Origin of the sequence: Endozoicomonas atrinae (assembly GCF_001647025.1) — a bacterium.
Classification (GTDB): Bacteria; Pseudomonadota; Gammaproteobacteria; order Pseudomonadales; family Endozoicomonadaceae; genus Endozoicomonas; species Endozoicomonas atrinae.
In genome coordinates this window covers 1-22438 of sequence record NZ_LUKQ02000055.1, presented here as the reverse complement: position 1 = coordinate 22438, position 22438 = coordinate 1, and the positions used below count along the sequence as shown (strand labels likewise).

The following is a 22438-nucleotide window of genomic DNA, read 5'->3' as shown; positions in this document are numbered from 1 at the left end:
AAAAACATTATAACCATTGACCTGAGTCAGTGGACTGCGTATTGATGCGTATATCGTAGCAAGGCTGTGGTTAATTGTTCACCAATGTCAGAGGTTTTGCTCCAGTGCAGGAAGAACCAGCTGATCGATCATTTCCGGAACATTGGCGGCCAGCTGTTGAAGCTCATTCTGGTAAAGCCAGCCATATGTCCCCGCTGTAATGAGGGCCAGTAATGGAATCCAGAGGCCAAAAAACTGTGCGACTGTTCCAGCGGAATAGGGGGCTGAACCAAACCGGTTGGTATTTCGGGTGCCTGAAGAAAAGATCAGCCATAACAGAAACAGAAGGTTAATCCCCGGAATAATTAACACAAGGCTCTTCCAGCCACTGCGGTCAATATCATGAAGCCTTCTGGCAGTCATGGTCAGCATAAGGAGGCAGGCAATAGCGATCAAGCCAAGTGTCAGATGCAGTGACTCTATCGGTGGGTAGTGTGGGGTCAGGAGTGGAGTTAACCACCCTGGTACCCACCAGGCAGAGACTCCCAGCAGCACAATTATCCAGAGGGAAGCCATAAACTGTACTCTTCCCATTCTGGGCAGGAATTGAAACTTCCTGGATGATTTGGATGGTCTGGCCAGCTGATCCTGCCCCAGAATGGTTTCAAGCGGTGTAGGGGGCAGTTCTTCATCACTGGTCATAGAGATAATCCGGCAGTGGGCTCCGGACTTCATCATGGCTCTTTCATAGGGACGGATTTCGCTGGCAGTCAGATTCTTTCGAATAATTATCGGCTTGCCTGAGAATAGGCGTTTCAGTTTTGCCCGGTCTGCATTCAGGAGTTCTTTCAGGTTTTTTCGAACCTGTCTTTCTTTAAAGCCTGGCAGCGTCTCTCCCTCGAAAATCAGCTTATAGAATGAGTCATCCATGATGGCCTGTCCTGAAATATGTCATGAGACAGGTTATCGGCTGGCATGGAGGAGACTGAGGCTTTTTTGTTGCTGACCACAGAGAGCACAAAACTCACAAAAGAAAAGCTTTTCCTCGTGGGACTTTATGCCCTCTACGGTTTGACTAGAAGGGCTTAACAACGACCAAAATGACAATGCCAACAAGGAAGATAACGGGAATTTCATTGAAAACTCTGAAAAACTTGTGGCTGTGGCTACTGGTGCCGGCGGCCAGTTGCTTCATATAGCGGGCACACATATGGTGATAACCTAGGGTCAGAGCAACCAGAGTCAGTTTTGCATGCATCCAGGGGGAACTCATATAACTGGGAATGTAGTGTAGCAACCACAGGCCCAGAATCAGGGTAACGATCATCGATGGGGTGGCAATACCCCGCATAAGCTTTCTTTCCATGATAACAAAGCGGTCTTTACTGACCTGGTCCTCACTCATGGCGTGGTAGACGAAAAGCCTGGGAAGGTAAAAGAGGGCGGCAAACCAGCAGGTCATGGCAATAATATGGAAAGCTTTAATCCAGAGCATAGAGTGTCCCAAATAATTATTAAGGTCTAGGAATCCTCTGGATAGTAGCGGAAATCAAGGGGTATTCACAATTAGCCATCTTTATAAAGATTGTCGATCATTCTTCTGTTGATGATCCCGGACCTTTCCGGATCAAAAAACTCCCTTTCGCTGTTGCCGGTCACTACCAGCAAATACTCGATGTTATTTTTTTTCATGATGGACAATGCTTCATCAGCGGAGGCCTGAGAACTGATCATTCCCGCTCTTTTAAGACCTTTTAGGGAACCTATTTTTATGACGGCTGAAGCAGCTTCACTATCAGATAGCGTGTTTGCACTGAGAATATATAACTGCTCATCTTTTTTAAAAACGAGCCATTGAATATTTTCGGATATCTCTGCTTTGGCGTTATCTACAGTGAGGTCAGGTGAAAGGCGGATGAAACGGCTATCCATTAAGCTGGCCACACCTGTTCTATTTAAAAGCTGAGTCATCGGAGAAAGCTGAATACTCTGTCCACGAGCCATGAACTGCATGGCAAAAATACTCTGTTGTCTACAGATCTGGCTGGAGGTCAGGCAGGCAATGACAATAGCCAGCATAGCCGGAAGAATAATCTGTGAGCTGTGGGTGAGTTCCAGGACGGTAATCAGCGCGGTCAATGGGGCCTGAAAAATTGCAGCCATCATAGCGATCATTCCAGTCATGACATGAAAGGTAATATTGTTTGCAGAGATCCCTAGGAACTGCTCAGCCAGTAAAACGCTGCAGGCACCGGCTGTAGCCCCCATCATCAACGATGGACCAATCATTCCACCAGGAACCCCAAGGCCGATGACCAGAGCGGTAATAACCAGTTTGGTGGCCAGAAGGGTAAACAGAAACGGCAGGTTTAAATCGTCGCCGATCAGCAGCGCTTCAATCGTGTCATAGCCAATACCCATGGTTGCAGGAACCAGAACGGCAACGATTCCCATTAAAAGACCCGCGATTAACAATGGGAAGACGACCTTATGCTGGCGCTTTTGAATGGCAAAGATATTAATTTGAATAAACGCCGCAGCAAGAAGGCCAATAATAACGGCGGTAATGGCCGTTACTGCCAGTTCTTCGGGTGTTGCGGAGGGGATAATCGGGATCTGGAATGCTGGGTTAGGTCCGTAGACTGTCTGGGTCAGCACTGATGCTACGACAGCAGAGGCCATTACCGGAATAAAGCTTTCCAGCGAATATTCTTTCATAACCACCTCCATGGCAAAGATAACACCGGCCATGGGGGTGTTGAACAGTGCAGCGATGGCTGCAGCAGTACCACAACCCGCCAATACTCCCAGAGTGTTGGTTGGCAGTTTCAGTATTTGTCCCAGAAAACTGCCGGCTCCTGCTCCCATATGCACGGCAGGGCCTTCACGCCCCACCGAAAATCCACTGACCAACGCAATCAGTACGCCAAAAAACTGAGTAATGGTACTGGTAATGGGTAACCAGCCCCTGTTCAACGTTAAACGCTCAATCACATGAGCAATACCAAAACTTCTTCTTTTGGGTGGGCGGCTCTTGATTAACAGGATCAACGCCAGGGCACCCCCGATAGGTGAGATAAAGCGAACCAGAGGAGGGAGGGCTTCATAACCACTTTCAACCGATGCCAGCGTTGAAAATACATGATCGGGGATCAAAGCACGCTGAGAAACAACTCCAAAGAAAAAAAGCAGCTCCTCGAAAGCGATAAGAAAGCCTCCGGCAAGCAGTCCGGTAATCAGTGCCATCAGGGTCAGTTGAGGCAGGGCTTCTGATTGTGCAAGACGCAGCCTTAAGTTCTGTATTGACGGTTTCTTAAACATGGAGCAGCCTTGCTTCCTCCTTTTATGGTCAGTGGTAGTTCTGGTTATTTCGGTAAGGTTTACTCGTTTCTAAGTGGTTATCTGACTGTCTTGCTTCCTTGCATACAAAGCGGTGGAAATGTGACTATTTCAGGTTTATGTACTTCAGTATTCGTTTGTAAGTGTTTTCAATGACGGCTTAAGGAGGGTGGAGTCTGCAGTTTACCGGATTGTCATTGTGTCTCTCTACCGGTAAAACACAATAACTTTTCTTCTCAATCACCATTGATCCGTCTTAATACGCCATTTTGGATGGTTAATCCCAGGATCTGTTGATGCTATATCTTCAATTGGGTTGGGTGAGCGGCGAAGCATATAGATCCTGACAAGTTTTTAGAGGGCAGCGCATGGCTGCTTCGGGAGAGGTTAAACGATGTCATCAGGAACATTATCGGGCATTGTCACGTTGCTGTTTTTCACCGTGTTGGGTGATGTATTAAGCGACGCATTAAGCCTTCCGGTTCCGGGCTCAGTCATGGGGTTGATACTTCTGGTTATTTACCTTCAGTTGTCTGGAGGTGTTAGTGAGCCTCTGGATAAGGTCAGTCAGTTCTGTATCCGCTATCTGGCTGTACTGTTTATCCCGGGCTGTGTGGGTATTTTCTTCCTGAGTGACCTTCTCCTGCAGCAGTGGCTGCCTATCACTCTCGCCATGCTGGTAGCGACCCCTGTTTCCCTGGTAATAACGGCTGTTCTCCTGCAATGGCTGCTTAAACGTTTTGCTGCTGAGAGCGGAGAGAACCATCATGGATGAGGTTATCAGTTTTTCTTACGGATTAGTGCAGCGGCAAATTAACAACCCGGTTGCGATCCTGCTTATTAATCTGGGTGCCTACCTGCTGGCGGAAAAGTTTTTTATCCGTATGGGGCGCAAAGGCTGGTTTCATCCACTGTTTACCACCAGCCTCCTGGTTTTTCTGGTTATTCGCTTCTCTCCACTTCAGCCTGACATGTACACAAAGCACAGTGAGTTGCTGAAGATGTTGCTGGCGCCATTTACCGTATCACTGGCGGTTCCTCTTTCCCGGCAGCTCCATACCCTTCGACAGTTGGCAGGGCCCCTGATGTGTTCATTGCTGATTGGTGGGTTTCTTGCTGCCTTTATTGGTATGGGAATGGCGCTGGCAACCGGAGGCTCAAGAAAGGTAGTGTTATCAATTTCTACCAAGGCCGTAACCACAGCAGTTGCCCTGGTGATGGGCGAACAATACGGCGCTATTATTCCTCTGGTGGCTGCAGTGGTCATTATTTCCGGCGTTTATGGCTCGCTGGTGGGGCCTGCATTGTGTCGTATGTTTGGTGTGACCGACCCAAGGGCCATTGGCTTTGCCATGGGGGTTAATGCTCATGCAGGAGGTACTGCTCGAGCTTTCGAACTGGATCTGACCATGGGAGTCTATTCCAGCCTCGGGATGTGCCTGTGCGCTATCTACATGCCACTCCTTGTACCATGGCTGATCAGCCTATTACTGTAATTAAATTTCTCAGAGAAATATTGATGTTCGATAAAGAAGACCTGATCAAAATCGCTAACCAGACCATGCCCTTTGGGAAGTACCAGGGCAGAAGGTTGATTGACCTGCCAGAACCTTACCTTCTGTGGTTCGCTGGAAAAGGGTTTCCGGAGGGAGAGCTGGGTAAACTGCTGGCATTAACACTGGAGGTTCAGGTGAATGGGTTGAATGACCTGATCAACCCATTGAAAAAATACTAGGGCCTGTTGACGTTTCGTTGCCTGCTCAGTGGCCCAGAAAAGCGTCATATGCGCGAAAGATTTGTGCAGAGTGTAGTTATTCTACATCAAGCAAGTCTGACAAAGCAGATGGCGCTTTTCTGGGCCACCCTTCGGGCGGATCAGGGCGCTCCTATGACTTTGTTGCAGCATTTTGAAAGGCAACTGGCCTTTATGCCCTTTAGGGTATTCCTGCAATGCCGCGCCTCGTCATAGGAGCGCCTGATCCGCTGAGCTCGGAACGAAACGTCAACAGGCCCTAATTCAGCCGTTCAGACTATTTGTATTGGAAAGCTGTTACCATATGATCAGATAAAATAAAAAATATAAGAACAACAGGTAAACAATAACAATGAAAAAGCTTGTTTCTCTTATTACTCAGGCATTGAGCCTGCTTATTGTTGGCGGCTTCAGTCTTTCTATCAGCGAACAGAGTGGCAGGATAGCGTCTCTGAACCTTTGGGCTGAGTCTGATACGGCTCGAGTAGCTTCCTATCAGGATGCAAACCTTCTGATCAACCGGACTCCGGCGATGATGGCAACAATGCCTGCTTCGTGGAAACGATAGTCTTGACAGCTATACTGTCCTTCCGTTCATGATGAAGAAGGCTGAAGTCAGTGACATTGAGTGAGTTGTTAGAACAGATCCGCCAGCAGCCAGAATTGGTTGAGTTTGAGGCGGTGATGGCCGTTATAGCGGATCATTATCATTATACCCCCACCCGTTTTGTAAATGGCCGAGGTTCTCTCTGCCAGATCAATGAAGTTGGCACCAATGAGGGATCCTGTAAAATCTTTGCCTTCGCACAGATCCATGACTTGAGCCCTCAGGAGACTCTGGCCTGCTTCGGCCGCTTTTATCGTGATGAGGTGCTTAAGGAACCGAATGGGAGTAGCCATGGTAACATTCGGGCTTTCATGATTTCCGGCTGGAAGAGCGTTGCTTTTGATGAGCCTGCCTTGATTGCTAAATAAATTGAATATATATTCATTTAATATGAAAAATTATTCATTTTGAATTGAGCTGTTTATCACCCGGAACAAGGCTGGTTCATGATCAGGCTTTTTCATGGTTTCCTGGAAAAGTCCACTGAGTACACCGGCTGCACCGCTGCCTTCTTAATAACTGAAGCGACGTTATCCGGGAAAGATCTGGTAAGATAGCAGGGTCGAACAATAATCCAGAAGTAACGGAAGCATCAGATGATTAAAGTGGGGATTGTCGGTGGAACGGGCTATACCGGAGCAGAGCTTTTGCGCTTGCTATCGGTTCATCCGGATGTTGAGTTGAGTATGATCACTTCTCGTTCTGAAGCGGGAAAGCCGGTCAGTGCGCTTTTTTCCGGGTTACGAGGAAAGCTGGACCTGAACTTTTCACTCCCGGACAACGAACAACTTTCGTCGTGTGATCTGGTGTTCTTTGCAACGCCTAATGGTATTGCCATGGAGTCTGTTCCAGAATTACTGTCTGCAGGCGTTCGGATAATTGACCTGGCGGCTGACTTTCGTTTGAGTGATACCGGCCTGTGGAAGCAGTGGTATGGTGTTGAACATGCCTGTCCGGACGTATTAAAAGAGGCAGTGTATGGCCTGCCGGAAATGAACCGTGCTGACATTGCTGATGCCAGACTGGTCGCCAACCCTGGCTGTTACCCAACGGCAACCCAGCTTGGGTTATTGCCCCTGGTAAGAGCTGGGCTGGTCAGTGGAAATATCATGGTAGATGCCAAGTCAGGTGTCAGTGGCGCTGGACGTGGAGCCAATGTAGGCACCCTGCTCTGTGAAGCCTCTGAGTCTTTCAAGGCCTATGGTGTTTCTGGCCATCGTCATTTGCCAGAAATTCAGCAGGGCATTGAACGCATGGCAGGTGCAGGTGTATCTCCATTTACCGGTGATCTGGTGTTTGTTCCGCATTTGACCCCCATGATCCGCGGCATCCACTCCACACTATATTGCACTGTCAAAGACCGTGGTATTGACCTTCAGGAATTGTATGAGAATACCTTTGAGGGTGAACCCTTTGTTGATGTCATGCCTACGGGCAGTCATCCGGAGACCCGCTCTGTTCGTGGATGCAATCAGTGTCGTATAGCGGTTCATCGTCCACAGGGTGGGGATACTGTGGTCATATTGTCGGTTATTGATAACCTGGTAAAAGGGGCAGCGGGTCAGGCAGTTCAGAACATGAATATTATGTTTGGTCTGGATGAAATAACTGGTCTGGACTTTCCCGCTGCCATGCCTTGATAAGGCAAACAGGCAGGTTGATGTTCCCTCGTGAATTTATGAGGGAACATTCATTCAATCACTATTGTCTGATCACTCCTTCCGGTTGAAAGTCAGCAACCTGCAGAGGTGAGTTTTGCTCGATAAACTCCTTCAGAACTTCTGCATCCAGGTAGCCTGTGTCCACAAAGCCCGGCTTGTCCATCAGGTTGGGGTACTTGTCGCCACCACTGGCAGAAAAGCTGAGAATAGCCATCTTGTAAGCCTTTTCAGGCTCAAGTGCTTTGCCATTGATTTGCACATTATAAAGCTGCTGATCTTTGATCTGCATTTCTACCCCGGAGAAGTGTGCGAAGGCCCCGCTGTTGGCTGGCTTATTAGCGACAACAGTCAGGTATTCAAGTATTTCCTTTCCTGTCATATCAACTGTTGTCAACGTGTTGCCAAAAGGAAGCACCGTCAGCACATCTTTGTAAGTGATCTCACCGCTGTTAATACTGGAGCGAATTCCGCCACCATTCATCACGGCCAGATCTGCACCTGATTTTTCCATCAGCGCTTCTGTCAGTAGTGTGCCCAGATTGGTTGGCTGGAACCTTACCTCACTGCGTTCCCCCATCAGTCGTTGATCTACAGCACCGACTTTGCCTTCAACCAGTTGCTGACCTTTTTCCTGATAGGGTGAGAGCAGACTCAACATGGCCTGGTTTTCCGGGATCACTTGATCTTCTTCAGACCCATTGACCGGGATAAGCTGGTAGTGGGTCAGGGTCAGCTGGCCGTTGGTGTATTCAAAGTCCGCGCGTCCAACATATTTACCCCACTCCTGGGCTTGAACGATATAAGTGCCGTTTTGCAGATCCGGCTTAAACAAGGGATCCTGTGAGTGTCCTCCCACAATCAGATCAATGCCTTTTACGCTTCTGGCCAGTGTTACGTCTCCGGGTGCATTGATACCATGATTTCCATTCTGGTAGTGCCCCATATGGGTAGTGGCAATGATAATGTCTGCCTGTTTCTCTAGCTCAGGAATGAGCTTACTGGCCACTGCAACCGGTGATTGAAAATCCAGCCCTTTGACATTCTCAGGGCTGGTCTGCTTCGGTGTGTCAGTGGTTGTGAAACCGACAACGGCAATGCGCAGTCCATCCAGATCAAAGGTGGTATATGGCTCAAATAAGTGTTTGCCTGTGCCTGCATCAAATATGTTGGCTGAGAGAAAGGGAAACTCTACCAGAGACTGCTGCATTGCCAGAATGTCCCTTGGGTTATCAAACTCATGATTACCCACGGCCATGGCATCATAGCCCAGCAGGTTCATCCCTTTAAAATCGGGAATGGCATCCTGCATATCGGACTCAGGTACACCAGTGTTGATGTCCCCTCCAGAGAGCAGCAAAACATGGCCGCCTTCTTCCTTTACTTCTTTGCGAATTGACTCAACCAGCGTCATTCTTGCCGCCATGCCATAACGGCCCTTGCTATCCTGCCAGAAGCGACCATGGTGATCATTGGTATGCAGAACGGTCAGTTTGTATGTCTGGTCTTTTTCAGCAGGAGGATTCACTGTTGTGCAGGCACTGATTACCAGTGCTGATATGCCAGCTGCGAGCCACTTCCAGTTATTGTTTCGGGTCATCAGGAGTCCCTGTTATATCGTTTGTTGACTTGGTGAAGTGCTTTTTCACCGACTTATAATTGGAGTTATTTTAAACATCTTTTGCTATCGGTGACTTAACGGAAATTGATTTTATGGTATAAGCAAACCATGAACATTTGTTGGTAATACCCAACGTACACTCTAATGACCGTAATGATCGTCGGCATTAGCAATGCGATTAATAGCGGGTAATAGAGTCCCTTGTGTAAGGAGCCCTGATACGCTGAGCACACAACGAAGCGTCAACAGGCCCTAGGGTTGATTGGTATAAGGAGCTTAATCGTGGATATGTCTTTGTCTCTGAATGAAACCCGTGTGATTGGCTGCCTGCTGGAAAAAGAGAGTACGACACCGGATCAATACCCTCTGTCGCTTAATGCCCTGACCAATGCCTGTAATCAGAAGAGTAACCGTGAGCCTGTGTTAAGCCTGGCAGAATCGGAAGTGAAGGAGACTCTGGATGCTCTTTTAAAAGAACGTCTTGTCAGTGAAGATACGGGGGCTCGTGTGAGTAAGTACCGGCATCGTTTCTGCAATACGGAGTTTGGCAGTTTGCAGCTGACTGATCAGGAAAGAGGCATAGTTTGTGTGCTCTTTCTCCGCGGAGCACAGACTCCTGGCGAACTGCGCGGGCGTACCGGTCGCCTTGCCGAGTTTGTGGATGTTCGTGAAGTTGAAGGCGTTTTACAGCAAATGGTGGAGCGTGGGCTGGTGGTTCAGCTCCCTCGTGAAGCGGGAAAGCGGGAAAGCCGTTATGCTCACCTATTCTCTGGTGAAGTGAGTATCGTGAATCAGGCTGACCTGGTTGCCGATGACAAAGCCAGGATTCGTGAACTGGAGCATGAGGTCATGATTTTAAGAGCTGAAGTAGAAAGACTGAACCGCGAGTTAGGCCGGTAACAGGCTCAGCTATTTAGCCGGCCTATCAAGATTTGCTGGCAGCTTTCGCAGCAGTATTATTCCCGTCAAGTAGATAACCAATAAGTAGAGCACCGGTGAAAAGGCTATCTTAGTGGTGCTGACCAGCCAGGTCGCGATCATTGGCGACAAGCTGCCAAGAAAGCCCTGGGCGGTATTATATCCCAGGGCCAAACCGGTCATTCGAACAGAGGATGGGAGTAATCTGGTGGATAAGATGGCACCACTTCCATAGATTGCTGCCAGCAACACGCCAAATGCTAACTGTCCGACCACAACTTTCCACGGTTCAGGCTGTGTCATCAACCAGTAGCAGGGCACTATACCAATGATGCCTGTTATCACGGCCTTGATGATGACTTTCCGGGCGCCAATCCAATCAGCCAGTCTGGCGGCCAGAGGAATGGCCAGTACCATGAGCACCATATTGCCGGTATTGATGGCAAGTGCCTGAGTCCGGCTGAAAAACAGGTGCTCTGACCAGTACGTGTTGATATAGATAAACACCATAAAGAAGCAGGTTCCGTTGAGGGCATTCAGCACACCGACCCTCAGCATATCCATCTTGTGTTTGCGGAGCACTTGATGGATAGGCGCTTGCTCCGGTTTCTTCGTGTTTTCAGGGGAGCCTGACTTTATTCGCAAGCTTGCCAGCACGATGCAGCCAAGAGCACCCATCAGCCAGGGAATACGCCACCCCCACAACATGATATCTTCAGTCGTCAGACTCCAGTGAACTAAGGTGGCGACGAGCGAACCTGCAATCATGCCACTGATGCCACTGACATGAACCAGACTGGATAGCAGACCCTGGTGTTTTGGGTGAGCATGCTCTGCCAGAGAGGTGAGTGTTGCAGCGACTTCTCCACTCATGGATAACCCCTGCAGCAGCCTGCACATCAGCAATACAGTGGGAGCGAGGAAGCCAATTTGTTGATAAGAGGGGAGCAGGGTAATCGTGAGCGTGCTTAACCCCATCAGGCCAAGGCTGAGAATTAACGCTGGTCGTCGACCATAAACATCACCGATATGCCCAAACAGTATTGCGCCAATAGGGCGAATAAAAAAACCGAGGGCAAATCCTGAAAAAGTGGCAAGCAGAGAGATTGTCTGGCTTTCTGATGGGAAAAATAGTTCTGCGATGACAGGGGCAAAGAAACCATAGAGGGTAAAGTCGTATAGCTCGATAAAGTTGCCGCCAGCAATAATAACCACTGGCCAGTTATTTCTCGATGGGGTTTTTAAGAGCTTGTTCACAGCAGATTGGCCAGAGCAAATTTTCTTTCATAAATGAAGCTTAGGGAATCATACGGGAGTCCACAGACTTTTCTGTAGTCGGCGTTTTGTAGGGAGTTAGGGTAGACACTCCCACGCCGGAACGTGGGAACGAGGTCATGCAGCCTTTCCAGACCTCTCAATCACCTTTTGAGAACATAGATACAGATACAGATACAGAGGGAGGCAAAGAGGCAATCATATCTGTTAAGATCTCCTGTTCCTCCACAGTAAGTAAGCGCACCCATTTTAGAGCAGTTTCAACCAGCATCCCCGCCTCTTCATAGCGCTCATCAGCCAACATCACACTAAACATACTCTTATTAGCCAGCATATTCCCTGGATTCAGATTTATTGATTTCTGAAAATAATCAGCTGGCGTAATATCTCCTTGTGTTTGTAGCTGCACCCCCAGTAAGCTTGCTTTTTCCAACAAAACACCCTGCCGCCAATAATAATCAGAGTGATATGGATAAATATCTATCAGCCGTTCCCCAATATCAAATAACAAGTTAATTATTTCCTGCTGCTGATTTTCATCTACAGAATCCAAACTATAAAAAAGTTGATTAAACATAAACATCCAAGCAACTTGATTATCAGAATCAACGATCAGAATTTTTTCAGCAACAACCTTAGACTTTACCCAACTACTCGGTATCGGCACCTCACCAATATCCAAAAATGCTTTTCTTGAAACAGCCATTACTGTCAGAGATGATATTAATATAATCAATGTTAAAGGAACAGCTAATGTCAAACGTCCATAATGCGCTTTTGAGGCTCTCAGATAACCCAATTCCTTAGACAAATAAACAGTTCTTGCCAATACAAGACCAACCAAAATCTGAATACTTAATACATAAAAGACGTAGTTCATTATTGCATGAGCAGATAAGGAGACAGCAATAGCAATACAAGCCAGCAATTCTTTATAATTATTTTTCGATGCAGCTATCCTTTCCTTTTTTTCAAATAATATCTTAAAGCCCAACCATACGTAGAAGGCAAGATAGACTAATAACAAAGCAAGAAATAAAGGACCACCTTCGAGCAAAAATTGCAAATAATCATTATGAACAAACACACCTAAAGTACTGTACTCATAACGCAATCCAGAATATAAATTTATAAAGGTACCTAGCCCATAGCCAAACCAAGGCATTGTCTGAATATAACTCCAGGTAACATCCCAGATATAAGTTCGACCTCCCAATTTACCCAGATCGTGAAAGCCTCTAACAACGGATTGCTCTCCCCATAAATCCGGAAGAATTGAGACCAAAAAATACGCAAGCAAAGCCAAAAAGCCAATAATTATTAATTTTTTCTTGGAAAATACAGTCTTAATGGTAGATAGAAAAACAACCCCACCAAAAGAGAAAAGCCAAACAGCTATAGCGCTTCGAGAGTAGGTTGCAAATAAGGCAAATAATATAACAAAATACAGAATGCCTTTTACTAACAAAGCCGATTTACTCTGTGTATCCGGAACTGAAAGCAATAGATAAAATGCGATATACTGAGTGATTGCATAAACATTATGCATCTAACATCTGAGCATCAACTCTTGAAAAAGATACTAGGTAATGAAACACACCAAGGCAGCTAGTTGAAGCTATCACACTCAGGACACACCATTGCAGCCGACTCCAATGGAGGTGAAACTTTGGATCAGTGAAAACACAGAATACAGAAAACCCAATTATTAAGCCGACAATAATAAGTAGGCTCCACTCCTTATTAACTGAAACGGCATAATTCCCTACCAGCATTGAAGTAATCAGCAAAAAAAACAAAATTATCCTTCCTGCTTTAGCATTAGCAACAACTGTCATTAGTGCAATAAAGAGACAGGATAAAATCAGTAAATCAATGGTCCGACCATTGTAAAAGAGCGCGGAAAGTAACGAGATACTGAATAATAAAAAAGTTATCAGACTATTGGCGGGTATTGTGAAAAACAACGACTTGCTCGCACAGTATATGGAGTTCTATAAATTCACAGGATACAGTCGGCGCCCTCAAATACTGAGGATAAACTTTCGCCTTAAAAATGCTGATTCGCTTCCACGGAAACCGTGGAAGCGAGGCACAACTTTTACTTACATGTATTAGGTAAGAATTCAGGTGGTACAGCTGGACTCTGACCAGTTGTAGTACAATTAGGCCCAGTTGAACTTGAGAAAACCAAGGCGAGCTTAGCGCCTTGAAGGCGCTCATTAACGCCTGAAGCACTAAATGTAGCAACATATGTATCGCCTGATCGAGTAATGCTGGAAACAAACTCTCCAGAGCCTGTAGCATTTACAGACGCAACATCAGGATAAGTGCCATTCATTGAGTAATACTCGATAACCGGGGTCTTCAGACCACCCAGCAGAGTAACCGCTTCAGAAACCTGAGCACGAGCTACATAGTTCTGATACTGCGGAATCGCCACAGCTGCCAGAATACCAATAATCGCTACAGCGATCATCAATTCGATCAGAGTAAAACCCTGTTGTTTTTTCATCTTACCTGTCCCCCAGGAACGTAAAAAAGCCCTTTATAGGCAACAATGCCTACTTAAGGCACCAGAAGTTTGTGTACCTGCTGTCGTCCGTTCCCTGAACAAATCTTAAGAGCGCCGCTGAAATCTCTGCCATTACCAGCCAGATAAACAGGCAAGATAACTTGCAGAGCCCGGCGGCCTCTTCAAGACGGTTGCAAAAATACAGTGAGTAGCAAAGAGTGACTGAAAAAGATGACAAAGAGATAAACCCGGTAGACTACCAGCCAATGACACTTCCCATTTCTTCTTTTTAACTGTCCTGCGATTCTGTAACCGCCCTGCTGATACCAGTCGCATTTTCTAAATCCCTATTGCGCTGACTGTCTGAAGTGCCATCCTTCGTTGAAGTTCCTCATCATAGCCCCGCTATGACTCGTCACTTCGTCTTGTCTTACACTTCAGCCCGTCATGCTCATAACGGGTTTAAATAATTTGACTGGTATAACCTCCTGTTTCTCCTGTCGGAAATCATCTACACAGTGACGTATTTTTATCCGACAGAATGAGTACGTTCGCAACAATATCACGGCAATCACAGCCTCTCAAGTGGCTTTACGCGTAGCCGTTGGCCTATGTCAACCAGAGCACATTTTTACTGTGTAGAACTATCGATTTTCACCTGACTCCCCTCTCTTTCAAACCCTGCAAGTGAGAATGCCTGCAGAAGTTAGTAGACACTATGATCGCAGGCACCTTGGAGGAAGCATTGGCCAGACATGCCCGGCAGAATGAGGGAGCAAGGTCGATTACCTGTGCCGTCACCCAGTAGTCTTTAACTTTGTGCACTTTGTGATCTCCGTGGTTACCCCGCACAAAACCACCCTTAACTATCCGGCATTTATGCTGATATATTACTTATCAATAACGTATTCAATTCCCATGGACAGAAACAGGTTATGGCAAACAAACCTCTGACCGGGCTGGCTGCCCGCCTGCTGGCCGATCAAGCGATGGAAGAGGCCGACCTTCACGAAGCTGAAGCGGCCGCCGCCAAGGCCAATAAGCCCCTCGCCCGATACCTGATGGATAAAAAGCTCGTCGACGGCAAAGCACTGATTCTCGCCACTGCCGAAGAGTTTGGCCTGCCAGTGTTCGACCTCAGTGCCTATGATAAAGAGCACCTCGTGAAAGAGGTTGTAGAGGAAAAGCTGATCCGAAAGCACAATGTGCTGCCGCTGATCAAGCGGGGCTCACACCTGTTTGTGGCGGTTTCCGACCCTTCCAACCTCCAGGGGCTGGATGAAATCCGCTTTAATACCGGCCTGACCATTCATACTGTCCTGTCCGAGCCAGACAGTCTGGAGAGGATGATTGACGCAGCCCTGGATGATACCGGCGGAGCTTTCTCAGACCTTGGCGACGATGAACTGGTCGACCTTGAAGACCTTGAAGTCAGTGCTGTTGATGATGCAGCTGATGACCCTCAGGGAGCAGGTGGCGGTGGCGAAGGTGACACTCCCGTAGTGAAGTTCGTCAATAAAATGTTGCTTTCTGCCATTAAAGGCGGTGCATCGGATCTTCACTTTGAGCCCTATGAAAGAGCCTACCGGGTTCGTTTCAGAACCGACGGCGTCCTCCATGAAGTCAACCGTCCCCCGGTTACCCTTGGGCCCAGAATTGCATCCCGTCTGAAGATCATGTCGGCCATGGACATTTCCGAGCGCAGAAAGCCTCAAGATGGCCGGATAAAAATGAAACTGTCGAAAAGCAAGGCCATCGACTTTCGTGTCAATACCCTCCCTACACTCTGGGGAGAGAAGATCGTACTTCGTATCCTTGACCCTTCCAGTGCCAAAATGGGGATTGATGCCCTGGGCTATGAAGAAGAGCAGAAAGAGATGTACATGACAGCTCTGCACCAGCCACAGGGCATGATTCTGGTCACCGGACCTACCGGTTCAGGAAAAACCGTTTCCCTGTATACCGGTTTGAATATTCTGAATACCAACGAGCGTAACATTTCCACCGCGGAAGATCCGGTAGAAATTAACCTGGAAGGGATTAACCAGGTCAACGTCAACCCCAAACAGGGTATGGACTTCAGCCAGGCACTGCGGGCTTTCCTGCGTCAGGATCCAGATATCATCATGGTGGGTGAGATCCGGGACCTGGAAACGGCCAACATTGCCATCAAGGCTGCCCAGACCGGTCACATGGTAATGTCCACACTGCACACCAACAGTGCTGCAGAGACCCTGACCCGTTTGCAGAACATGGGGGTTCCCTCATTTAACATCGCAACCTCTGTCAGCCTGATTATTGCTCAGCGTCTGGCACGAAGGCTCTGCAGCAACTGCAAGGTGAAGGTTGAAATCCCTAAAGAAACACTGCTGGAAGAAGGCTTTACCGAAGAGCAGGCGGACTCCGCCGAGATTTTTGGCCCTAAAGGCTGTGAAAACTGCAAGAACGGCTACAAAGGTCGTGTGGGTATTTATGAGGTAGTGTCGATCACCCCAGGTATGCAGCAGATCATTATGGCCGAAGGCAACTCTCTGGAAATCTCGGCACAAGCAGAAAAGGAAGGCTTTAATAACCTTCGCCAATCCGGCCTGCTAAAAGCGTTGCAGGGTGTTACCAGTCTCGAAGAGGTCAACCGGGTAACACAGGATTAAATAAATTGTTCGGGTGTCGGCTCCCTTTGGGAACCGACCTACGGCAACCCTGCCAACTCCTCGTCCCCACGCTTTCAGGCCCTTTGGATCCCGCGTGGGAACGTAATACAAATTCCGCCTTCTCAATATGATATCGAGCAAGCTATTTTGGACTGCTGGGCAAGGCGGAATGACGAGTAATAGCCGGGCTACTTGTGCCCTCGGGTATTGCGAGGAATTCCAACGAAGATCCAGTTGTCCAAAATGGCTGCGCAGGTCATATTTAGAAGGTGGAATTGGTATACCTTCAGCCTGTTACACAGACTCACTTCCTAAAGACAGCAGCGTGGCGTTCCCACCAACTGCCGTTGTATTAATCGACAACGTCTGTTCTGTCGCAAACCTCTGCAGATAGTTTGGCCCACCCGCTTTTGGACCAGTGCCCGACAGCCCCTGACCGCCAAATGGCTGAACACCCACCACAGCACCGGTTTGGTTCCGGTTGATGTAGATATTGCCAACCTTAATCCGCTCTTCAATAAATGTCGCCGTCACTTCGTTTCTACTGTGGATTCCCAGGGTAAGGCCATAACCAGTACTATTGATCTGATCAATCACCTCCGGTAATTTTTTCGCATCGTAACGAATAACATGAAGAACTGGGCCAAAGTGCTCCTTCTCCAGCTGACCAATATGGTCAATTTCAAAGGCTACCGGTGCGACAAAACTGCCGTTTGCACAGCTTGCTGGCAGGTCGCACTCGATCAGAAGCCTGGCCTCTTTTTTCATCCGTTCGATATGCGCCTGCAGTGATTGCCGGGCTTTCTCATCGATAACAGGGCCGATATCGGTCGAATGAAGACTCGGATTCCCAATGGACAGCTCCTTCATGGCCCCCTGCAACAGAGAGATCACCCGGTCAGCAATATCTTTCTGCACATAAAGCACCCTGAGAGCTGAACAGCGTTGACCCGCGCTGCCAAAAGCGGACAAAACAACATCATTCACCACCTGTTCCGGCAACGAGGTTGAATCTACGATCATGGCGTTCTGCCCACCCGTTTCCGCAATCAGTGGTACAATCGGCCCAGGACGATTGGCCAGTGCCCGGTTAATCACTCGAGCGGTTTCTGTGGAACCGGTGAAAGCGACACCGGCAATCCGGACATCAGCCACCAGTTGACGACCAACCGTCGCACCGTCGCCAGGCAATAACTGAATCACACCTCCGGGAATGCCAGCTTCCAGCATCAGCTCAACCGTCCGGCCAGCAATCAGGCCGGTCTGCTCAGCAGGCTTGGCAATCACCGTATTCCCGGCAGCAAGCGCAGCAGTAATTTGCCCTAGGAAAATGGCGAGTGGAAAGTTCCATGGGCTGATGCAGAGGAATACTCCCCGGCCGGAAAGCCGCAGCTCATTAGACTCTCCAGTAGGGCCCGGCATCATGATGGACGATGAAAACCGCTCCCGAGCCTGACCAGCGTAATAACGGCAAAAATCGACAGCCTCTCGCACTTCATCAATGGCATCATGCAGCGTTTTGCCAGCCTCCTGATGACACAGAGCCACCAGCTCTTCACGGTTTTCTTCCAACAGGTCAGCCAGCCTCTCCAGACAGGCTGCCCGCTGTTGTGCAGGCGTTGAATTCCAACGTTCAAATGCTGCTTCAGCAATACCAACGGCCGCATCAGTCTGAGACTCATCGCTCCACCCTAAATGGCCGGCAATTCGGGTACGATCATATGGATAAGCTATGTCAGCAGTCTCTGTTGACGGTAAAAGCTGACCATCAACCCACGGCCCCTGGATCCATTCATGTCCCATAAAGCTCTGTACTTTCTGGTGGAACGGCTGCCATTGACTGTCAATATCCACATTCATGCCCAGTGAGTTTTTGCGTGACTGACCATAAATATCGGGTGGCAGCGGGATTTGGTCATTCTGCAAACACACCCGACCTGTTAACGTCTCAACCGGGTGCTTTACCAGTGAAGCAATCGGGGTTTTAGCGTCCACCAGACGGTGAACAAACGATGAGTTGGCCCCGTTCTCAAGTAATCGACGAACCAGATAAGGTAACAGATCCTTATGACTGCCCACCGGAGCATAGATACGAATCGGATGACGATGCTCACTCAGAATAAAATTATAAAGCGCATCACCCATACCGTGGAGGCGCTGGAATTCAAAGTCATCAGCACCTTCACTTGCTGCCATGGTAAGAATACTGGCAACGGTGTGGGCATTATGACTGGCAAACTGAGGATAAAGCGTGGCCCTGACAGGCTCTGATAACAGAAACTTTGCACACACCAGGTAAGCTACATCGGTCGCTTCCTTGCGGGTATAAACCGGATAACCGCTCAGACCCTGTTGCTGGCAAAGCTTCACTTCACTATCCCAGTATGCCCCTTTTACCAGACGAACCGGTATACGGTCGCCCTGCTCATGAGCCAGGGCAGAAAGCCAGCACAACGACGGCAGCGCCCTTTTACCATAGGCCTGAATCACCAAACCCAGCCCACCCCATCCACGACAATCCGGATGCCGGTAAACCCGCTCAAACACTTCCAGAAACAACTCATGACGATCCTGTTCCTCAGCGTCTATATTGATGGCAACATTCCCCGCCCTGGCTTCACGAACCAGGTCAAGTAGTGCAGGCACCAGCTCCCGGAAAACCCGCTCTTTCTGTGCCACTTCATAGCGTGGATGGAGAGCAGAGAGTTTGATGGAAATCCCGGCACGGGAAGAGTTCTCGTGATCAGGCTCAGAGGCAACCGCTCTTATTGCCGCAAGGTATTCATCATGATAGCGCTGGGCATCCTCCATCGTCAGGGCAGACTCGCCCAACATATCAAAAGAGTAGGTATACCCCTTTTCCCGCTGCTTCAGACCATTCTTTAACGCCTCCGAAATGGTGCGCCCCAGCACGAAATGACGCCCCATAATCTTCATGGCCTGATTAACCGCCTGACGGATGACGGGTTCCCCCATCCGATTCACTAGTTTTCCAATAACCCCTCCGGCAGATCCATCTTCACCGGCTTCAAGATTAACCACCTTGCCAGTCAGCAGCAGCCCCCAGGTGGAAGCATTGACAAGTAGGGAATCACTTTGGCTCAGATGTTTTTTCCAGTCAGCCATACTTAACTTATCGCGGATCAGTGCATCAGCAGTTCGATGATCAGGAATACGCATCAGGGCTTCGGCCAGACACATCAGAAGAATACCTTCCCGGGTATCCAGGCTGTACTGCAGCAGCAATGCATCAATCATATGAATGCCATTATCACTCCCCCTGACCTGCTCGATCATTCTGGTGGCTTTACTGGCAGTCCCAGTGTAATCCCCGGTCTGCACATCCAGAGCATGAACCAGCTCCTGTAACCAGGAAGCCTCATCCACAGAATAATGAGGAGAGATCATCGACCAGAGCTCAGCTGGCCTTTGCTGGACAATGCCTGCATTGAATGCATCTTTCGCCTGGAACATACCCTTCTCCAATTGAGGCCTGCAGAAAAATCAACCAAACTGCAGCCAATGGTTCTAACCGTTCATTTGAAATATCTATATCTCTTCCTGAGCACTTAACATAACTTCCTTATACTGCACGACGATGCTTAGTTGAATATACTGGCACCAGAAACCAGTCTACTCAACTACCCATCCAGGTAAATCATGTGCGTGCTCTTAATATTACAGGTAACACTCTCTCAAGGAAAAAAGCACAACCTATTTAGGTTGTGAAGTGCCTGGTGAAATTGTCATCAATTGATTTTATGAAACTCTATATACTCACGAATGACAGAAAGAATGAAAAGACAGTAATATTGATTAGTAAACCCAACGATCGTTCATCAAAAATCCGTATCTGCCTGACTAAACAACAAGACAAATAAAAAAACAGAAATCAAGAGAAAAAATCATTTATCCTTTTTTAATCCGTGAAAAAATAAAAATCAAAAATCAATTGTCGTACAATAAAAAGACAATTAAAACACTATATATTTCTAAAACAATAATTACTAATTGATATAGAACCAATAACTCCACAACCTGTCGAATGTTGACGCCATCTCGGCAAAATGAGATCCGTATAAATTTTAAATCCAAACTTTCCATCAGTTTAATAAGGATTCAATAATGGAAGCGTACGGCGCCAACACAGCATACCAAAACTACCAGACACCACCTGCAGGTGGATATGGAGCCAGCAACACTGGATATACAGGGGGTCATGGGCCGCAGCATGGCCAATTTGGTGCTCACGGTATTAGTCCACACACCCCCACAAGCTACTTTGGTGGAACTGGAACTGGAGCCCCACCACCCCAATCATATAATCCTCAAGGAGGGCAATTCGGCTCTGTAGCACCTCATTATGGTGGTGCCCCCTACATGACTCAGCCCCAGCACCCACCGGGAGCACCGTCTGGGCAGCCATCTGCTGCCGCAGAGACCAAGGGCGAGGCTAAAACTGACGGCGATAAGAAAGCCGCTGACAGCGATAAGAAACCCGACGGCGATAAGAAACCCGACGGCGATAAAAAAGCCTCTGATGGTAAAGCAGGTAATGATGGCGGTAGTTGGTGGTCACTACCTAAAGGTCACCTTAGCTTCGCTGGACTTACTTCACGCTATAATCCGGAGACAAAATACGAGCCTGCTGGCGACGATAAGAAAACCACTGGCGGCGATAAGAAAGCCGACGGCGATAAGAAAGCCGACGGCGATAAGAAACCCGACGGCGATAAGAAACCCGACGGCGATAAAAAGGCTGCTGAGAACAAAGAATCAGGAAAGGCTTCTGACCAAGGAACAAGATCAGCACCAGCACCAGCAGCACCACCTGCTCATGGTTCTTACTATGGCCATGGCTACTCCTATCAACCACCTGCCGGGCCATCATCTTATGTAACCTCTCATGACGCATACATCCCAAGAACACCGCCATTTACCCCTGCCCCAGAATACGCAGGTAGCTCCGTACCTTCTGATGGCAAAGGTTCAGGTGTACCGGAACCTCGTAGTGCTGCAGAGAGGAGCTATGTAGCCAGTCTTGAAAACGCGCGTCAAGCTAGGGGGACTGATGGTGTTCATCCGGACATTGCTCGGTTTGACAACGAAATGAAAACCAATTTTAATCTTACTCAGGAACTTAAAGGAAGGATCTCAACAGGCCTTGAAACCTCCCCAGACCTAGATACCCGGGTAGAACTCCAGCAAGTTTTGCAGAAGGATGCAGAAATCCAAAAAGCCAGAGCAGATGCGCTGTACAAGGCTAATGAGTACGCCAGTATGAAGGCCGAAGCCAAAGCTGAAGTCCTGGCTGAAATGCAGGCTGGTCCGCATAACGCTAGGATGAATCCTTTATGGGCTCAAGCCAAGGCTGAAGCCAGGGCTGAACTCATGGGTCAAGGTCATGTCAATCCATATGGACAGCACCCATCTGGGCCTGGAAATATTCCAGCACAAAATGTTTTTGCAGACGCCAAAGAAGGCGCTAGACAAGGTGCAATTATTGGACATCGTGAGTCCTTAGTGGCTCAACTCCGGGGAATGGATGGTGACTTCGATGCAAGGCCCGAAAGTAAAAGCTGAGTCCCTCATAAGTATTGACGTTTAACCCTCTATACGGCCGTATTTTGCGGCCGTTTTCTATTAAATACTTTTCGCGTTCTGTTGACATTTTTCTGCGTACCCAGCAGCGTCAACAAGCTACCCCAGGATGAGTCACTGTCTTTCCAAATACTTTAACAATATCTAAAATCGCTGATTCGCACTTCGTAAGGAACCAAGCAGTCTGAGCCAGAACACAAAATAACAACACGACAGAAGGTATTCGCAGTATACCTATTTAACCCAAAGAATTTGGCATGGCTACGGCTGGGAGCTTAATGTGACAAGTGACCGCGCCGAGTAGGTACTCCAGTAAACAAGAGCAGCCAACACAGCAGCAATTTCAAAGACGATGGGTATAGCCCGGATATTTCATAAACTTGCTCCTGTTCTCATACCAATCGCATTTTCTAAATCCTTAAGCTGCCGCCAACTATGCTTAGGCATCATTACCATGCATTATCTAGAACAGATGTCTCGTCGACCACAGCTACCCGAAGGTTTTAATGATGTTGATTTTC

The 22438-nt window shown here is 48.1% G+C and carries 18 protein-coding genes; 9 read left to right on the top strand and 9 right to left on the bottom strand.

The genetic code is table 11. The features are described 5' to 3' along the window. Window positions 1–87: 87 nt before the first annotated feature. The 3 genes from AK963_RS10100 to AK963_RS10090 all read right to left on the bottom strand — a co-directional run bounded on the left by AK963_RS10100 (window position 88) and on the right by AK963_RS10090 (window position 3300). The gene (locus AK963_RS10100) at window positions 88–909 is read right to left on the bottom strand and encodes a DUF805 domain-containing protein (RefSeq protein ID WP_066015329.1); all 822 of its coding nucleotides are present in this window, start codon (window positions 907–909) and stop codon (window positions 88–90) included. Between the two features lie 145 nt (window positions 910–1054). Further along, complete coding sequence (gene hemJ, locus AK963_RS10095; RefSeq protein ID WP_066015328.1) at window positions 1055–1474, bottom strand: protoporphyrinogen oxidase HemJ; 420 nt, start codon at window positions 1472–1474, stop codon at window positions 1055–1057. A 71-nt stretch (window positions 1475–1545) separates the two neighbouring features. Continuing rightward, on the bottom strand, window positions 1546–3300 hold the full coding sequence (locus AK963_RS10090) for a chloride channel protein (RefSeq protein ID WP_066015327.1): 1755 nt from the start codon (window positions 3298–3300) through the stop codon (window positions 1546–1548). Window positions 3301–3712: 412 nt separating this feature from the next. Between AK963_RS10090 and AK963_RS10085 the strand changes: the two genes are divergently transcribed. The 6 genes from AK963_RS10085 (at window position 3713) to argC (ending at window position 7318) form a co-directional block, all read left to right on the top strand. Next, window positions 3713–4093, top strand: coding sequence for a CidA/LrgA family protein (locus AK963_RS10085; protein WP_066015326.1), 381 nt, complete (start codon window positions 3713–3715; stop codon window positions 4091–4093). Then, entirely contained in the window at window positions 4086–4814 is a 729-nt protein-coding gene (locus tag AK963_RS10080; RefSeq protein ID WP_066015325.1) for an LrgB family protein, read from the top strand. The genes AK963_RS10085 and AK963_RS10080 overlap by 8 nt, the downstream gene beginning before the upstream one ends. 23 nt (window positions 4815–4837) lie before the next feature. Then, complete coding sequence (locus tag AK963_RS10075) at window positions 4838–5053, top strand: DUF3820 family protein (RefSeq protein WP_066015324.1); 216 nt, start codon at window positions 4838–4840, stop codon at window positions 5051–5053. A 370-nt stretch (window positions 5054–5423) separates the two neighbouring features. Continuing rightward, window positions 5424–5639, top strand: a complete 216-nt coding sequence (locus tag AK963_RS10065) for a hypothetical protein (RefSeq protein WP_066015322.1) — start codon at window positions 5424–5426, stop codon at window positions 5637–5639. 50 nt (window positions 5640–5689) lie between these two features. Beyond that, complete coding sequence (locus tag AK963_RS10060; protein WP_066015321.1) at window positions 5690–6046, top strand: HopJ type III effector protein; 357 nt, start codon at window positions 5690–5692, stop codon at window positions 6044–6046. A 228-nt stretch (window positions 6047–6274) separates the two neighbouring features. Beyond that, a complete protein-coding gene (gene argC, locus AK963_RS10055) occupies window positions 6275–7318 on the top strand; it encodes an N-acetyl-gamma-glutamyl-phosphate reductase (protein WP_066015320.1) in 1044 nt (347 codons plus the stop codon). 61 nt (window positions 7319–7379) lie between these two features. On the opposite strand, the gene ushA is transcribed toward argC, so the two are convergent. Continuing rightward, window positions 7380–8936 (bottom strand): bifunctional UDP-sugar hydrolase/5'-nucleotidase UshA, encoded by a 1557-nt coding sequence (ushA, locus tag AK963_RS10050; protein WP_066015319.1) that lies wholly within the window; start codon window positions 8934–8936, stop codon window positions 7380–7382. A gap of 309 nt (window positions 8937–9245) precedes the next feature. On the opposite strand from ushA, the gene AK963_RS10045 reads away from it, so the two are divergent. Continuing rightward, window positions 9246–9857, top strand: a complete 612-nt coding sequence (locus AK963_RS10045; RefSeq protein ID WP_139117344.1) for a YceH family protein — start codon at window positions 9246–9248, stop codon at window positions 9855–9857. 9 nt (window positions 9858–9866) lie between these two features. Here the strand turns inward: AK963_RS10045 and AK963_RS10040 are convergent, their stop codons facing one another. The 4 genes from AK963_RS10040 to AK963_RS33210 form a co-directional block, all read right to left on the bottom strand. Continuing rightward, window positions 9867–11132: an MFS transporter gene (locus tag AK963_RS10040; RefSeq protein ID WP_066015317.1), complete on the bottom strand. Its 1266-nt coding sequence runs from the start codon at window positions 11130–11132 to the stop codon at window positions 9867–9869. 157 nt (window positions 11133–11289) lie between these two features. Beyond that, window positions 11290–12699: an O-antigen ligase family protein gene (locus AK963_RS10035; RefSeq protein ID WP_066015316.1), complete on the bottom strand. Its 1410-nt coding sequence runs from the start codon at window positions 12697–12699 to the stop codon at window positions 11290–11292. Window positions 12700–13251: 552 nt separating this feature from the next. Then, window positions 13252–13665: a pilin gene (locus tag AK963_RS36610; RefSeq protein ID WP_066015315.1), complete on the bottom strand. Its 414-nt coding sequence runs from the start codon at window positions 13663–13665 to the stop codon at window positions 13252–13254. Between the two features lie 654 nt (window positions 13666–14319). Continuing rightward, window positions 14320–14490: a hypothetical protein gene (locus tag AK963_RS33210; protein WP_175404484.1), complete on the bottom strand. Its 171-nt coding sequence runs from the start codon at window positions 14488–14490 to the stop codon at window positions 14320–14322. A gap of 110 nt (window positions 14491–14600) precedes the next feature. Here AK963_RS33210 and pilB point away from each other — a divergent pair, with 110 nt between their 5' ends. Continuing rightward, complete coding sequence (pilB, locus tag AK963_RS10025; RefSeq protein ID WP_066015314.1) at window positions 14601–16316, top strand: type IV-A pilus assembly ATPase PilB; 1716 nt, start codon at window positions 14601–14603, stop codon at window positions 16314–16316. A gap of 294 nt (window positions 16317–16610) precedes the next feature. Here pilB and putA read toward each other — a convergent pair whose 3' ends face one another. Beyond that, window positions 16611–19790: a bifunctional proline dehydrogenase/L-glutamate gamma-semialdehyde dehydrogenase PutA gene (putA, locus tag AK963_RS10020; RefSeq protein ID WP_066015313.1), complete on the bottom strand. Its 3180-nt coding sequence runs from the start codon at window positions 19788–19790 to the stop codon at window positions 16611–16613. A 651-nt stretch (window positions 19791–20441) separates the two neighbouring features. Here putA and AK963_RS33205 point away from each other — a divergent pair. Beyond that, the gene (locus tag AK963_RS33205) at window positions 20442–21899 is read left to right on the top strand and encodes a hypothetical protein (protein WP_066015312.1); all 1458 of its coding nucleotides are present in this window, start codon (window positions 20442–20444) and stop codon (window positions 21897–21899) included. Window positions 21900–22438: the final 539 nt, after the last annotated feature.